The sequence below is a fragment of the Microbacterium sp. AC035 genome, assembly GCF_979258485.1.
The window spans coordinates 964,345-979,346 of the sequence record NZ_OZ409858.1 but is presented as its reverse complement, the minus strand read 5'-3'; the positions used below and the strand labels follow the sequence as shown (position 1 = coordinate 979,346).

The 15,002-nt window shown below is 68.2% G+C and carries 13 protein-coding genes; 9 read left to right on the top strand and 4 right to left on the bottom strand.

Annotated features, from left to right (window positions below):
* Position 1: 1 nt before the first annotated feature.
* The gene (locus ACZ0AA_RS04705) at positions 2–295 is read left to right on the top strand and encodes a DUF4193 domain-containing protein (protein ID WP_042540214.1); all 294 of its coding nucleotides are present in this window, start codon (positions 2–4) and stop codon (positions 293–295) included.
* Positions 296–450: 155 nt separating this feature from the next.
* Here ACZ0AA_RS04705 and ACZ0AA_RS04700 read toward each other — a convergent pair whose 3' ends face one another.
* Positions 451–915 (bottom strand): DUF3093 domain-containing protein, encoded by a 465-nt coding sequence (locus ACZ0AA_RS04700; protein ID WP_463512262.1) that lies wholly within the window; start codon positions 913–915, stop codon positions 451–453.
* A 12-nt stretch (positions 916–927) separates the two neighbouring features.
* Here ACZ0AA_RS04700 and dut point away from each other — a divergent pair, with 12 nt between their 5' ends.
* The 5 genes from dut (at position 928) to dxs (ending at position 7,807) form a co-directional block, all read left to right on the top strand.
* Positions 928–1,401: a dUTP diphosphatase gene (gene dut, locus ACZ0AA_RS04695; protein ID WP_400860163.1), complete on the top strand. Its 474-nt coding sequence runs from the start codon at positions 928–930 to the stop codon at positions 1,399–1,401.
* On the top strand, positions 1,394–1,981 hold the full coding sequence (locus ACZ0AA_RS04690) for a DUF3710 domain-containing protein (RefSeq protein WP_311257136.1): 588 nt from the start codon (positions 1,394–1,396) through the stop codon (positions 1,979–1,981). The genes dut and ACZ0AA_RS04690 overlap by 8 nt, the downstream gene beginning before the upstream one ends.
* On the top strand, positions 1,978–2,706 hold the full coding sequence (locus tag ACZ0AA_RS04685) for a DUF3159 domain-containing protein (protein WP_463512261.1): 729 nt from the start codon (positions 1,978–1,980) through the stop codon (positions 2,704–2,706). Before ACZ0AA_RS04690 ends, ACZ0AA_RS04685 begins: the two co-directional genes overlap by 4 nt.
* Before the next feature lie 153 nt (positions 2,707–2,859).
* A complete protein-coding gene (locus tag ACZ0AA_RS04680) occupies positions 2,860–5,697 on the top strand; it encodes an aconitate hydratase (RefSeq protein ID WP_400860167.1) in 2,838 nt (945 codons plus the stop codon).
* A gap of 169 nt (positions 5,698–5,866) precedes the next feature.
* A complete protein-coding gene (dxs, locus tag ACZ0AA_RS04675) occupies positions 5,867–7,807 on the top strand; it encodes a 1-deoxy-D-xylulose-5-phosphate synthase (protein WP_400860169.1) in 1,941 nt (646 codons plus the stop codon).
* A 58-nt stretch (positions 7,808–7,865) separates the two neighbouring features.
* On the opposite strand, the gene ACZ0AA_RS04670 is transcribed toward dxs, so the two are convergent.
* The 3 genes from ACZ0AA_RS04670 to ACZ0AA_RS04660 all read right to left on the bottom strand — a co-directional run bounded on the left by ACZ0AA_RS04670 (position 7,866) and on the right by ACZ0AA_RS04660 (position 10,739).
* Positions 7,866–8,627, bottom strand: coding sequence for an SPFH domain-containing protein (locus ACZ0AA_RS04670; protein WP_400860171.1), 762 nt, complete (start codon positions 8,625–8,627; stop codon positions 7,866–7,868).
* Positions 8,628–8,703: 76 nt separating this feature from the next.
* Positions 8,704–10,149, bottom strand: coding sequence for a glycerol-3-phosphate dehydrogenase/oxidase (locus tag ACZ0AA_RS04665; RefSeq protein ID WP_463512260.1), 1,446 nt, complete (start codon positions 10,147–10,149; stop codon positions 8,704–8,706).
* Positions 10,146–10,739 carry a TetR/AcrR family transcriptional regulator gene (locus ACZ0AA_RS04660; RefSeq protein WP_463512259.1) on the bottom strand — a complete coding sequence of 198 codons (594 nt, stop codon included), beginning with the start codon at positions 10,737–10,739 and terminating at the stop codon, positions 10,146–10,148. The genes ACZ0AA_RS04665 and ACZ0AA_RS04660 overlap by 4 nt, the downstream gene beginning before the upstream one ends.
* 35 nt (positions 10,740–10,774) lie before the next feature.
* Between ACZ0AA_RS04660 and ACZ0AA_RS04655 the strand changes: the two genes are divergently transcribed.
* From ACZ0AA_RS04655 to ACZ0AA_RS04645, 3 genes are read left to right on the top strand one after another with little or no spacing between them, the layout of a single operon-like run.
* Positions 10,775–12,406, top strand: coding sequence for an FAD-binding oxidoreductase (locus tag ACZ0AA_RS04655; RefSeq protein WP_463512258.1), 1,632 nt, complete (start codon positions 10,775–10,777; stop codon positions 12,404–12,406).
* Positions 12,399–13,310, top strand: coding sequence for a YegS/Rv2252/BmrU family lipid kinase (locus ACZ0AA_RS04650; RefSeq protein ID WP_463512257.1), 912 nt, complete (start codon positions 12,399–12,401; stop codon positions 13,308–13,310). Before ACZ0AA_RS04655 ends, ACZ0AA_RS04650 begins: the two co-directional genes overlap by 8 nt.
* Complete coding sequence (locus ACZ0AA_RS04645; RefSeq protein ID WP_463512256.1) at positions 13,307–14,959, top strand: GMC oxidoreductase; 1,653 nt, start codon at positions 13,307–13,309, stop codon at positions 14,957–14,959. The genes ACZ0AA_RS04650 and ACZ0AA_RS04645 overlap by 4 nt, the downstream gene beginning before the upstream one ends.
* Positions 14,960–15,002: the final 43 nt, after the last annotated feature.

Here is a 15,002-nt window from a genome sequence, read left to right as displayed (position 1 = left end):
CATGGCAACCGACTACGACGCCCCCCGCAAGAGTGAAGACGACTCCGAGTCGATCGAAGCCCTCAAGGAGCGTGTGCCGGACAAGCTCTCCGGCTCGTCAGGAGACGAAGACGCGGACAACCCGTCCAGCTTCGACCTTCCTGGAGCCGATCTTTCCGATCTCGAACTCGATGTCGTCGTGCTGCCCGCGCAGCAGGACGAGTTCACCTGCATGAACTGCTTCCTCGTGAAGCACCGTTCGCAGCTCGATCACGAGGGCGCTTCCGGCCCCATCTGCAAGGAGTGCGCTGCCTGAGCGCACCAGAGAACAAGATCTCACGCGCCCCCGACCTCACGGTCAGGGGCGCGTCGTCTTTCCGGGGCTGATCCATCCCGTCTCTGCAACCGTCGTTCGAGATCGCGCACAGAGCGGATGCCGCGGGGCGAGTGAGTGCGAGACGGGCGCGATCGTCAGCGCTGGGCTGCGGTGATCGCTGCGGCCAGCCGATCGGGAGTGCGCGTCGAGATCGTCCAGGCGTCCACCGGATCGTCGGAGTCCTCGTTCGGAACGACGACGATGCCGTCGACCCCGCCGCGGATGAGGTGCCAGCCTCGCGCCGGCAGTCCGGGGCCTCGCGCCTGGCGTGCCTCTTCGGCGCTCAGCGCTCGGGGCCTGCCGAGATGCCGGACCTCGATGTGCGCTCGACCGGCGCGAAGCACGTCGCCATCGACCGACACGACCGGGGCGAGGGCGATGAAGGCGACGACCAGCACCGCGGAGACCGCGGCTCCTACGATCAGGGCGACGGTCGAGCCGATGGGCACGAAGATGAGCGCCACCATGGGGCCCGCAAGAGCGACCGTCACCAGCAGCCACAGGCTGGGGGACAGTCTCTCGCGGTAGCGGGTCCGCGTGTCAGGATCGATGTTCTGCATTAGCCTCGGGGGGTGACTGAATCCGTTGATGTCCCCATTATCGCCTCTGTGGTGCCCGGCTACGCCCACCCCGGGGATGCCGGAGCCGATCTGGTGGCGGCCGAGGCCGTTCATCTGGCCCCGGGGGAGCGCGCGCTCGTCGCGACCGGCGTGCGCATCGCGCTGCCGGAGGGGTACGCGGCGTTCGTCGTGCCCCGCAGCGGTCTCGCGGCCAAGCACGGGATCTCGATCGTGAACTCGCCGGGGACGGTGGACGCCGGGTATCGCGGCGAGATCAAGGTGAGTCTGATCAACACCGACATTCACACGGCGTACGATGTCGCCGTGGGCGATCGCATCGCGCAGCTGATCGTGATGCCCGTGACGCGTGCCACCTTCATCCCGGTAGAGGAGCTGCCAGACAGCCTCCGCGGCGAGGGCGGCTTCGGCTCGACCGGCTACCAGGCAGGACTCCATTCATCTTCGGCAGGACAGATCAATGACTGACAACAACGCGACTCCTTCGAAGTCGGCACCGGGTGACCGGGCTACGCAGGGCCCCTTCGACGACTCCGAGGCGAACCCGGTGCGACCGTACATCGACCTCGGCGGCATCAAGATCCTGCCGCGCGAGGGGCTGAACCTCCGCCTCGAGGTCGAGGAGCAGTCCAAGCGCATCGTCGCCGTCGGCCTCGACTACGCCGACTCCTCTCTTCAGGTGCAGCCGTTCGCTGCGCCCCGATCCGGCGGGCTGTGGGACGAGACCCGCGTGCAGCTGCGTGATCAGGTCCGCACCCAGGGCGGGCGGGTCGAGGAGCGCGAGGGCCCGCTCGGCAAGGAGCTTCTCGCCGAGGTCCCTGCGGCTGCGAATGAGGGTTCCGAGCTGCGGCTCGCCCGGTTCATCGGCATCGACGGTCCTCGCTGGTTCCTCCGCGGCGTCATCGGCGGAGCAGCGGCGTCCGACCTCGAGGCCGCTGCCAAGGTCGAGGATCTCTTCCGGTCGATCGTCGTGGTCCGCGGTGGTGCTCCGATGCCTCCGCGAGACCTGATCCCGCTGAAGATGCCCGCGACTCCCGGCTCCGCGTGACCACGCCGGCTCCCGAGCCCGAGCAGAGCGCATCCGACATCGTCGGGGCAGCGCTCGGCGGCGCTGCTCGCCGCGCGGGTCTCGACCCTGCGGAGAGCGACGCGACGCACAAGGTCGTGTGGTCTGCGATGGGCGGGTGGCGCGGCATCCTCGAATCGGTGCTGCCCAGCCTCGCGTTCGTGATCCTGTTCACGCTCCGACCGGAACCCCTGATCCTGCCTCTGGGAGTGTCGGTCGGACTCGCGGCGGTGTTCACCGTCGTCAGGCTGCTCCAGAAGTCCCCGCCCTCGGCTGCCATCGGCGGCCTCGTGGCTGCGGCGGCAGCCGCAGCGCTCGCGCTGTGGACGGGACGGGGCGAGGACAACTTCGTCCCCGGCCTGATCACCAACGCCGTCTACGGCACCGGCATGCTCGTCTCGGCCCTGATCGGCTGGTCGCTGATCGGTCTCGCGGTCGGCTTCCTGATGGGAGAGGGCACCGCATGGAGGAGCGACCGTCGCAAGCGCCGCGCCTTCCTGTGGCTCGGCATCGCCTGGGCTGCGTTGTTCTTCGCCCGCCTCGCGGTGCAGCTGCCGCTGTACCTGGCCGGGGATGTCACGGCTCTGGGCACGCTCAAGCTCATCATGGGTCTGCCGCTGTTCGCCCCGCTGATCGCCGTCACCTGGCTCGTCGTGCGCGCGCTGTATCCGCGCGACCGTGGTGCCGACACGGCGACGCGGTCGTGATAGATTTATCTTGACATCAAGATAAATTGCAGGCTTTCGCCCGGAGGCCGAGCAGAGCAGACTGGTTAGGTCTGCCTTGCTAGCCGCAGGGGCTCGCTGGCGAGCAAGATGGAGGCGCCTGTCGCTCCCATCCGAATAGAAGGAGACGGAATCGTGTCCACGGTGAACAGCTTCGGTGCCAAGAGCACCCTGACGGTCGGCAGCACCGACTACGAGATCTTCCGCATCGACACGGTGCCCGGTTTCGACAAGCTCCCTTTCAGTCTCAAGGTCCTCCTCGAGAACCTGCTTCGCACCGAGGACGGCGCGAACGTGACGAAGGCGCAGATCGAAGCCCTGGGCTCCTGGGATGCTGCGGCAGACCCGAGCACCGAGATCCAGTTCACGCCGGCCCGTGTGGTCATGCAGGACTTCACCGGCGTCCCGTGCATCGTCGACCTCGCCACCATGCGCGAGGCCGTGACGGCGCTCGGCGGCGATGCGAACAAGATCAACCCGCTCTCGCCCGCCGAGATGGTCATCGACCACTCGGTGATCGCCGACCTCTTCGGCTCGGAGAACGCTCTCGAGCGCAACGTCGAGATCGAGTACGAGCGCAACGGCGAGCGCTACCAGTTCCTGCGCTGGGGCCAGACGGCCTTCAGCGACTTCAAGGTCGTTCCCCCGGGGACCGGCATCGTGCACCAGGTGAACATCGAGCACCTGGCCAAGGTCATCTACGACCGCGACGTCGACGGCGTGCTGCGCGCATACCCTGACACCTGCGTCGGCACCGACTCGCACACCACCATGGTGAACGGCCTGGGCGTGCTCGGCTGGGGTGTCGGCGGCATCGAGGCAGAGGCCGCGATGCTGGGTCAGCCCGTGTCGATGCTCATCCCGCGCGTCGTCGGCTTCAAGCTCTCGGGCGAGATCCCGGCCGGTGTCACGGCGACCGATGTCGTGCTCACGATCACCGACCTGCTGCGCAAGCACGGCGTCGTCGGCAAGTTCGTGGAGTTCTACGGCGAGGGCGTCGCATCCGTGCCGCTCGCGAACCGCGCCACCATCGGCAACATGTCGCCCGAGTTCGGTTCGACCGCGGCGATCTTCCCGATCGACGACGTCACCCTCGACTACCTGCGCCTCACCGGCCGCAGCGAAGAGGCCGTCGCTCTGGTCGAGGCGTACGCCAAGGAGCAGAAGCTCTGGCACGACGCCTCGCAGGAGCCCGTCTTCAGCGAGTACCTCGAGCTCGACCTCGGCACCGTGGTGCCGTCGATCGCCGGCCCGAAGCGCCCGCAGGACCGCATTCTCCTGTCCGAGGCCAAGTCGCAGTTCGAGCAGGACATCCTCGCCTACGCCTCGGCGTCGACGTCGGACTCGCTCGTCGATCTCGAGTCGAAGCACTCCTTCCCGGCATCCGACCCCGGTTCGGTCCCCGGCGAGGAAGAGCCGACCACGACTCGCCCCGTGCACATCAACAGCGGTGCTCCGGCGAACGCGTCGAAGCCCGTGCCGGTCACGACCCCCTCGGGCGAGAAGTACATCCTCGATAACGGTGCGGTCACCCTCGCCGCGATCACCTCGTGCACGAACACCTCGAACCCGTCGGTGATGATCGCCGCGGGTCTGGTGGCCCGCAAGGCGCTCGAGAAGGGGCTCAAGCAGAAGCCGTGGGTCAAGACCACGCTCGGCCCGGGCTCCAAGGTCGTTACCGATTACTACGAGAAGTCCGGCCTCGACAAGGACCTCGAAGGTCTCGGCTTCTACACCGTCGGCTACGGCTGCACCATCTGCATCGGCAACTCCGGTCCGCTGATCGAGGAGGTCTCTGCGGCCATCAACGATCACGACCTCGCCGTGACCGCAGTCCTCTCCGGAAACCGCAACTTCGAGGGACGCATCAGCCCCGATGTCAAGATGAACTACCTCGCCAGCCCGCCGCTGGTGATCGCCTACGCACTCGCCGGATCGATGCACTTCGACTTCGAGAACGACGCGCTGGGCAAGGGAACCGACGGCGAAGACGTCTTCCTGAGGGACATCTGGCCCACCCCGGCCGAGGTCCAGGAGCTCGTCGACTCGTCGATCTCCCGTGAGCAGTTCATCAAGCAGTACTCGACCGTGTTCGACGGCGACGAGCGCTGGCGCAGCCTGCCCACGCCGGACGACGACATCTTCCAGTGGGACGAGAACTCGACGTACGTGCGCAAGGCGCCGTACTTCGACGGCATGACGATGGAGCTCACCCCGGTGCGCGACATCGAGGGCGCGCGGGTCATGGCGACCCTGGGTGATTCGGTCACCACCGACCACATCTCGCCCGCCGGCAACATCAAGCCGGGCACGCCCGCGGCGCAGTACCTCACTGAGCACGGCGTCGATCGCAAGGACTTCAACTCCTTCGGATCGCGTCGCGGCAACCACGAGGTCATGATCCGCGGAACCTTCGCGAACATCCGCCTGAAGAACGTCATGGTCTCGGCCGTCAACGACGGCCAGGTCGTCGAGGGTGGCTTCACCCGTGACTTCACGAAGCCCGGCGGACCGCAGTCGTACATCTACGACGCGAGCATGAACTACCAGGAGCAGGGCACGCCCCTCGTCATCTTCGGTGGCAAGGAGTACGGCTCCGGCTCGTCGCGAGACTGGGCGGCCAAGGGCACGAGCCTGCTGGGCGTCAAGGCCGTCATCACCGAGAGCTTCGAGCGCATCCACCGCTCGAACCTCATCGGCATGGGCGTCGTCCCGCTGCAGTTCCCCGCCGGGGAGAGCTGGGAGTCGCTGGGTCTCGACGGCACCGAGGTCGTCTCGATCTCGGGTCTGGAAGAGCTCAACAACGGTGTGACGCCGAAGACGGTGCGGGTGACCGCGACGCCGACCGAGGACTCGCCCGAGGGCAAGCAGGTCGTCGAGTTCGACGCCGTCGTCCGGATCGACACCCCCGGCGAGGCGGACTACTACCGCAACGGCGGAATCCTGCAGTACGTGCTGCGCTCGCTGGTCTGATCACAGCGACATCAGGGGCCCGGTTCTTCGGAACCGGGCCCTTTCGCGTGTGCGCGCGCGGTGTCAAGGGGCGAGGCGTTCTCCGAGCTTTCCCGGGTGGTCGCGGTAGGATCGATCAGGCTTCGAACCGGAATCGGATGCCGCCAATGGTGCCTATGAGGAGGTGCAGATGCCCATTCTTCCGAGCATCTCAGGACCCCGTGATCTCGACTCCTTGTCTGCGGAGCAGCTCATCGAACTCGCCGGCGAGGTCCGCGAGTTCCTCGTCGAGAACGTGTCTCGCACCGGTGGACACCTGGGGCCGAACCTCGGTGTGGTCGAACTGACGATCGCCCTGCATCGGACCTTCTCCTCGCCCGATGACCCGTTCATCTTCGACACCGGCCACCAGTCCTATGTGCACAAGCTGCTCACGGGCCGACAGGACTTCTCGTCTCTCCGCGTCCGCGGCGGCCTCGCGGGCTATCCCCAGCGCGGGGAGAGCGCGCACGACGTGGTCGAGTCCTCCCACGCCTCGAGCTCCCTCAGCTGGGCCGACGGGGTTTCCCGTGCGCTGACCGCGACCGGTCGCGGCGATCGTCACGTGGTCGCGGTGGTCGGCGACGGCGCCCTCACGGGTGGTATGACGTGGGAGGCCCTCAACAACATCTCCGATGACAACGACCGGAACCTCGTGATCGTGGTCAACGACAACGGACGCTCCTACGCTCCGACCATCGGCGGGATGTCCCGGTACCTGAACCGGGTGCGCACCGCCGCGGCCTACAAGGAGCTGCACCACAAGTCGGATCGGCTCTTCCGGGCGTTCGGCCCCGTCGGCCGTGCGGTCTTCAGAGGCGTGCGTGGGGGCACGCACGGATTCCTGTCGCGCTTCACGAACAACGAGGCGCTGTACTCCAACCTCGACATCAAGTACCTGGGTCCGGTCGACGGGCACGACCTGCCGGCACTCCTCGAGACACTCGAGCTCGCGAAGTCCTATGGCGCTCCGGTGATCGTGCATGCGATCACGGAGAAGGGGCGCGGATACCAGCCCGCCCGGGATGATGAAGCCGACCAGTTCCATGCTGTCGGGCGCATCGATCCGACCACCGGCGAGACGCTCTCCTCGAGCGGCACCGGCTGGACCGACGTCTTCTCCGACGCCCTGGTCTCGGTCGGCGAGCGTCGCGACGACGTCATCGCGATGACGGCGGCGATGCTGCGTCCCACGGGACTCGCTCCGTTCGCCGAGCGGTTCCCCGACCGGGTGTACGACGTGGGGATCGCCGAGCAGCATGCTGTGGCCTCCGCCGCGGGTCTCGCGTTCGGCGGGCTGCACCCCGTCGTGGCCCTGTACGCGACGTTCATGGGACGCGCGTTCGACCAGGTCCTCATGGACGTCGCATTGCATCGCGCGGGCGTGACCTTCGTTCTCGATCGCGCGGGCGTCACCGGGCCGGACGGACCCAGCCACCACGGGATGTGGGACCTTGCGATGCTGCAGATCGTCCCGCACATCCGCATCGCGGCGCCTCGAGACGGGGCGCGCCTCACGGAGGCTCTCGACGAGGCAGTCCTCGTGGACGACGCTCCCACGGTCATCCGATTCCCCAAGGGTGACGTCGCACCCGAGCTGCCCGCGATCGAGCGCCTGCACGATGGTGTGGACGTACTGGCGAGAGGAGAGTCCGAGGACGTCCTCCTGGTGGCCATCGGCCCGTTCGCGGCTCTCGCGATGGATGTCGCCGAGCGGCTCCGAGCGCAGGGCATCGGCGCGACCGTGATCGACCCGCGATGGGCGATCCCCGTGCAGCCCTCGATCGTGAGCATGGCCGCGCGGCATCGACTCGTGATCACCATCGAGGACGGCATCCGGGTCGGCGGCATCGGCACTCGCGTGCGTCAGGTGCTTCGCGAAGCGGGCATCGACACGGCCGTCGACGAACTCGGGCTTCCGGACGAGTTCATCGATCATGCGTCGAGGGACCAGATCCTCGCCGACGCAGGCCTCACCGCGTCGAAGATCGCGCAGGACGTCGTCTCTCAGGTGCTCGGAACACGTATCCCTGTCGCTCGCGACGCGGGCGCGAACGGGACGGTCGACGTGCCGCTCCACGAGCGGCGCTGAGCGGCTTCATAGGTCGCACGTCGGCACGCGACCGCGGGGTTGCAGAGCACCCGACGGATCAGTTCAAGGCGTGGAGGGCGGCGACGGCCTGGGCTCCGCGATCGGAGTCACGGAGCGCGGTCGAGAGCAGGTAGCCGTCGGTCAACGCATCGCCGGTGACCATGACGCGCACGAGTTCGACTCCGCACGCGCGGCGCACCTCGTCGGCACTGGCTGCGATCACGCGGGTGTTGATCTCGTCGTTGTGCGGCAGGTCCGCGCCGTCGAGCCCGCGGATGACGTCGCGCAGCGCCGCGCCGACGATGTTCGAGGCGCGTTCTTTGACGTTGACGACGTCGAGTTCGAAGACCCGCAGATCTCGCCCGGTCGGGATCGGACGCCATTCGAAGGATGCATGCACACGGTGCTGGTGCCCGTTGGCCCCGGTCATCTCCCGCGCGGGCAGATCGGTGGCCCGGCACCGCACATCTATGAGCCGGTACCAGTAGAAGAGCGGGAATGCGCCGTGCGATCCCGGGTCGAGCACGACGACCTCACCGACCGCTCCGCCGCGCGACGTGGGACGACGCTGCGGGCGGTTCCGGATGATCGGCTTGCCGTTGCGAGTGCGGATCGCCGCCCACCCCTCGTCGACCGTGACGATGAAGATCTTCAACAGCGCCGGCACGACCAGCAGAATCGTGAGGATCGCCGTGCCGGTCTTGAAGAGGCCCGACATTCCCTTGCCACCCAGCATCGAGAGGAGCATGTCCATGCCACCACTGTGCCTCCTCCAGCGCACGCGGATCACCATCTTCGACGCGGAGGCGGAGGTGTTCATGCGCTGTTCCGCACGCGTTACCCCGCCTGCCGCGAGGTGGATACGGTGCGCGCGGATCGCGACGGTCGCGGCGTCGTCAGGAGAGCGCGGAGAGGGTCGCGGCGACGACGGATTCGACGCGTGACCGCTGGCGCTCTCGGTCCTCATCGACGAGTCCGACGCGAGTGCGTCGATCGAGCACGTCGTCGGCGGTGAGTGCGCCCTCGGCACGGACCGCGAACTCGATGGTGGCGCGCGACAGGCGCTCACCGGGCGCGGTGTCCCCACCCGGGCTGGCAGTGTCCGTGAGCCGCAGGGAGGCCGTGCTGCCGGCGCCCGCGTCGAGTCCGGCGGTGTGCACTGCAAGGTCGACCGCATCCTCTGCCATGCGCCGGTAGGTGGTCAACTTGCCACCGAGGACGTTGATGAAACCCTTCTGGGAGACGGTGACGAGGTGACGCCGCGAGATGTCCGCCGTCGAGAGGGCGCCCGTGTCGACGAGCGGGCGCAGCCCTGCGAAGGAGCCCCGCACCTGACCCCGACTGATCGGCGCCGCAAGCACTCGGTTGAGGGTGGCGAGCAGGAACGCGATCTCGCCCTCCGTGGCCGCCGGCACGCGCGGCACGGGTCCGGGAGCATCCTCGTCGGTGAGCCCGACGATCACCCGTCCGTGCTGCTGAGGCAGCGCGAACACGTAGCGGCTGATCGAGCCCTCGTGGGGGATCGTCAGCGCCGTCGAGGGATCGCCGAGATCGGCGGCATCGAGCACGATGTGGGTTCCACGGCTGGGACGCACCGTGATCGACTCATCGAGGCTCCCGGCCCAGACACCGGTGGCATTGACGACCGCCCGCGCACGGATCTCCAGGCGCTCCTCCGTCAGCACGTCCTGCGCTGTCGCGCCATCACTGCGCAGTTCGAGCGCCCGTACCCGTGTGAGGATGCGAGCACCGCGACTCGCCGCTGTCCTGGCGACAGTGACGACGAGGCGGGCATCGTCGACGAGCTGCCCGTCATACGACAGCATCCCGCCCCGTAATCCCGTGTGCGAGAGTGCGGGAACGAGGCGCTGAGCCGTTCGAGCCGAGACCAGGCGGGGCGGCGGCAGAATCCGGCTCGGTGTGTGTGCTCGCATGCGGAGCAGGTCTCCCATAGCCATCCCGATCGACCCGGCTGTGCGCTGGCGCGCCGTCACCCCGGTCGCGAAAGGCAGAAGCTGCCCGAGCGGACGGATCAGGTGCGGCGCGATCCGTGTCATCAGCAGGTGGCGCTCGAAGGCGCTCTCCTTCGCGGTGGCCACGTCTCCCGTCGCCAGGTAGCGAAGTCCACCGTGCACGAGCTTGGAGCTGAACCGGCTGGTGCCGAACGCGAGGTCTTCGGCCTCGAGAAGCGTGACGCTCAGGCCCCGTGCTGCGGCGTCGAGTGCGACGCCCGCGCCTGTGATGCCTCCGCCGATCACGAGGATGTCGACCGTCTCCTCCCCGGCCCGAAGGAGCTCGGCGGCCCGACGCGCTGCGTTGAGATCGGGGGAGTGAGCGGTCATGGCCTGAGCAGCCCATCGAGCGCGGCCCTCAGCTCGCGCTCCCAGGCATCCTCTGAGAGGAGCTCAGAGACCGTTCCGTGCGAGAGCACCGCCGATTGGGCGATGAGCAGCAGCATGACCGCGATCTCGTCAGGAGCTCCTGCGCGCACAGAGCCGCCACGCTGTGCCGTGCCGACAGCCGTGGCCAGCCAGCCCAGGATCAGTCGCTGACTCGATCCCACCCGCTGCAACGTGTACCGGGTGAATGCCTCCGGTTCCTCAGCGAGAAGCTGCCCGTACACCGCGTCGGCGCGGAAGAGCGCGGAGAAGCGGAGAACGTCGTCGACCAGCTCGTGCCGGGTGGTCGCATGCGCGGGGAACTGCTCGAGGATCCTCGCGACCCTGCGGAGTAGAGCTGCGCGCACGACATCATCGGCATCGCTCCAGCTGCGGTAGATCGTGGGACGGCTGTGACCGGCACGCCGAGCGAGCTCCGCGATCGTCACGCCCCGCACACCCCGGCGTCCGATCAGCGCATCGGCCGCATCGAGGATGCGCGACTGGGTGGGATCCCAGTCGGGCTGTCGGCCGGCCTCGATAGGGGCGGTCACTTGACGTTCTTCCATGATCTGTCACACTGTAACGTATGAGTGGAGAGAACGGCAGGGTCGCCGTGCGGTCGGAGATGCGGTGGAACGGCTGGGGTGAACCTGCCCGGGCATCGGATCTGCCGCGGGCGGTGCGGATGCTCCTGCCGTTGCTGCTCGGACGCGTGCGGAAGCCCGCAGCGGCGGTGGATCTCGCCGAGGTGCGGCTCGAGCCGTCGTCGCTTCAGGAGGACGATCTGCAGGAGCTCGGGTCGATCGTCGGAGCGGAGCACGTCGACACTGCGGACGAGTCTCGGATCCGCCATGCGGGTGGGCGCTCGACACCTGACCTGCTCAGACGGCGAAGGCGCGAGCAGGCGTCCCCGGACGCCGTCGTGCTGCCGGGGAGTCACGCCGAGGTCGTGGACGTGCTCCGCGCGTGCGCCGGGCGAGGGATCGCGGTCATACCGTTCGGCGGCGGCACGAGCGTGGTGGGCGCTCTCGACCCCGAGCGCGGCGCGCACCGCGGGGTGATCAGCCTGGATCTGCGGCGGCTCTCCGGCCTCATCCGCCTCGATGAGGTGAGCCGCGAAGCGTGCATCGCAGCCGGCACCACGGGGCCCGACGCCGAGGCGCTGCTTGCCGCGCAGGGCTTCGAACTCGGCCACTATCCGCAGAGCTTCCGCTACGCCACCATCGGCGGATTCGCCGCGGCGCGCTCCTCCGGGCAGAACTCCGCCGGTCACGGACGATTCGACTCCATGGTCACGGGGCTCAGAGTCGCGACCCCGACCGGTGACATCGATCTCGGCCGGTCACCGGGTTCCGCAGCCGGGCCCGATCTCATCAGGGTGTTCCTCGGGTCGGAGGGCATCTTCGGGGTGATGACCGAGGTGCGGGTGCGAGTCCATCCGGTGCCGCGGGAGCGCATCCTCGAGGCGTGGAGATTCCCCGACTTCCCGCAGGGCGTCGACGGACTGCGACTGGTGACCCAGAACGGCGGGGGCCCCACCGTCATCCGTCTCTCCGACGAGGCAGAGACCGCTGTCAGCCTCGCTCAGGTGGGCCGGATCGGGAAGGCACTCGCGACAGGTGCGAGCATCGTCACCGTGTACGAGGGCGACGGCATCGCCGAGCGTCGAGCACGCACCTCCGAGATCCTGACGGCGGCGGGCGGGGTGTCGTCAGGAGAGGGCGCTGCGGAGGGATGGCTCGACGGTCGATTCGACGGTCCCTACCTGCGTGATTCCCTGCTGGATGCGGGTGTGTTCTGCGAGACACTGGAGACCGCCACGACCTGGTCGAACCTGAAGCACCTCAGAACGGAGATCACGGCCACTCTCCGCCGTGGATTCGCGGAGGCCGGTGCCAGATCGTACGTCATGTGCCACGTCTCGCACGTCTATCCCACCGGCGCATCGCTGTACTTCACCGTGCTCGCGAACCTCCGGTCCGACCCCCTGGAGGCGTGGGCGGGGATCAAGCGACAGGTGAACGATTCGATCATCTCGGCGGGTGGCACCATCAGCCATCACCACGCCGTCGGTCGCGATCATGCCCCATGGCTCGAACAGGAGATCGGCGAGACGGGGGTGCGGATCCTGGCGGCCATCAAACGGGAGCTCGATCCGACGTGGATCCTCAACCCGGGCGCAGTCATCACGTCAGATCGGGCGGGCCGACGTGGCTGAGCACGTCGCGGTGCTGTCGAATCCCTTCGCCGGCAAGGGGCGCGGCGCTCGAGAGACCGAGGCCGCACTCGCGCATCTGCGCGCGCGGGGCGTGGATCTTCGGGTCTACACGGGAGAGTCGGCTGCATCCAGCCGGATTCTGGTGGCACGGGCGCTCCTGGAGAGTCCTCGGATGCTCGTCATCGTCGGAGGTGACGGCACGTTGTCCGGCATCCTCGACCCAGTGTGCGCGGCCGGCATCCCCGTCGTCCTTGTGCCTGCAGGCACCGGCAACGACCTCGCGAGAGCTCTGGGCCTGCCCCGCCGCGACCCGGTCGCCGCAGCCGAGCTCGCCCTGACCGGCGTGCCGCGCGCGATCGACGTCGGCGAGGTCCGCGCCGCGGGCCGGATCGACCCCTTCCTGACGATCGCCGCTCTCGGATTCGATGCGAAGGTCAGCGATCGAACCAACAGGCTGCGCTGGCCGCACGGTGTGCTGCGCTACTACCTCGCGCTGGTCGTGGAGCTCGTGCGTCTTCGCCCGATGGAGTTCACGGTCTCCGTCGACGGCGAGCCGCCCGTCCGCACCCCGGGAACGCTCGTCGCGGTGGGCAACACCGAGAGCTACGGAGGAGGTATGCCCCTGTGCGCCGGAGCCGCCGCAGATGACGGATTGCTGGACATCGTGCAGGTCGCTCCGATGACACGGCTCCGACTGCTGCGCCTGTTCCCTCTGCTGCTGCGCGGAGTGCATCTCTCGAGACCTGAGGTGACCCGGCGCCAGGCGCGCTCCGTGACGGTGAGCGCCCCAGGACTCGTCGTCTACGCCGACGGAGAGCGGATCGCCGAGAACGAGTGCACCATCGGAATCCGCCGGTCGGCTCTGACGATCCTCGTGCCCGCTGCTCCGGGGCGGCAGTCATGAACGACACGTCACGAGAACCGCAGCGCGACCTCGCCTTCGACGAGGAGGTCGTCGTCATCGGCTCGGGCTTCGGTGGTTCGGTGGCCGCACTGCGACTGGTGGAGAAGGGATATCGCGTCCGCGTGTACGAGGCAGGTCGTCGCTTCGAGGACGAGGACTTCCCGAAGACCAATTGGAACGTCCGTCGCTATCTCTGGGCACCGAAGCTCGGCTGCTTCGGCATCCAGCGCATCCATCGACTGCCGCACGTGATGATCCTCGCGGGAGCAGGGGTCGGCGGGGGGTCTCTCAACTACGCCAACACGCTGTATCAACCCAGCGGCGCGTTCTTCGACGACCCGCAGTGGAGTGCTCTCGCCGACTGGGAGACCGAGCTCGCTCCGCACTATGCGACGGCGAAGCGCATGCTCGGAGTCGTCGAACGCTATCCGCACACCGGCCCGGTCGAGCGCATCATGGCAGGCGCGGCCGACGACCTCGGCGTGGGCAGCACGTTCCGCCATGCACCGGTCGGCGTGTGGTTCGGAAAGCCCGGCGAACGCACGCCCGACCCCTTCTTCGGCGGGGAGGGGCCGGACCGCACAGGCTGCACGCTCTGCGGAAACTGCATGGTCGGATGCCGTGTCGGTGCGAAGAACACACTGATGAAGAACTATCTCGCCCTGGCCGAGAGGCGTGGCGTCGTCATCGAGGCGATGCGCACCGTGACCGAGGTGCGTGCACTCCCCGGCGGTGGCTTCGCCGTGACGACGGAGCGGAGCGGAGCATGGTTCCGACGAGAGCTGCGCACGGTCCGCGCGCACCAGGTGGTGCTCGCGGCAGGCACCTGGGGCACGCAGCAACTGCTGCATCGGATGAAGCACGCGGGGGCGCTTCCTCGCGTGTCCGAGGCTGTCGGCCTCCTCACCAGAACGAACTCGGAGGCTCTCGACGGCGCCGTCGCCGTCGAGGTTCCCCCGTCTCTCGAACTCGCGCGCGGAATCGCGATCACGACGTCCTTCCACATCGATGCGAACACGCATGTCGAGAATGTGCGATACGGGCCGGGATCGAACCTCATGGGGGCGCTCGCGTCGATCATGGTACCCGGCGACCGCGGACTCGGACGTCGGCTGGCGAGCCTGCTGGGGCAGTTCCTGCGTGCGCCGATCCGTCAGCTGCGCCTGGGGTCGCTTCGTCGCTGGAGCGAACGCGGCATCATCGCGCTGGTGATGCAGACCGTCGACAACTCCCTCTCGCTGTCGCTCCGGCGGCGGCTCGGGCGGCTGGTCATGACCAGCGCCCAGGGGCACGGTGCACCGAACCCCAGTCATCTGCCACAGGCACATCGTGCGACCGCGGCGATCGCGGCGCGCGTCGAGGAAGACGGCGGCATCCCGGCCGCGGCGCGAGGATCCTGGCCCGAGGTGTTCGGCATCCCGCTGACCGCACACTTCCTCGGAGGTGCGGTGATCTCGTCCAGCTCCGAGACCGGCGTGGTCGATCTCTACCATCGAGTGTGGGGTCATCCGGGGCTGCACGTCGTCGACGGCGCCGCAGTGCCGGCGAACCCCGGGGTGAACCCCTCGCTGACGATCACCGCGCTCGCTGAGCGGGCCATGTCGTACTGGCCGCGCGTGGGCGAACCTGACTCACGTCCTCCGCAGTAGACGCGAAGAAGGGGGCCGCGAGAACGCGACCCCCTTCGATCCC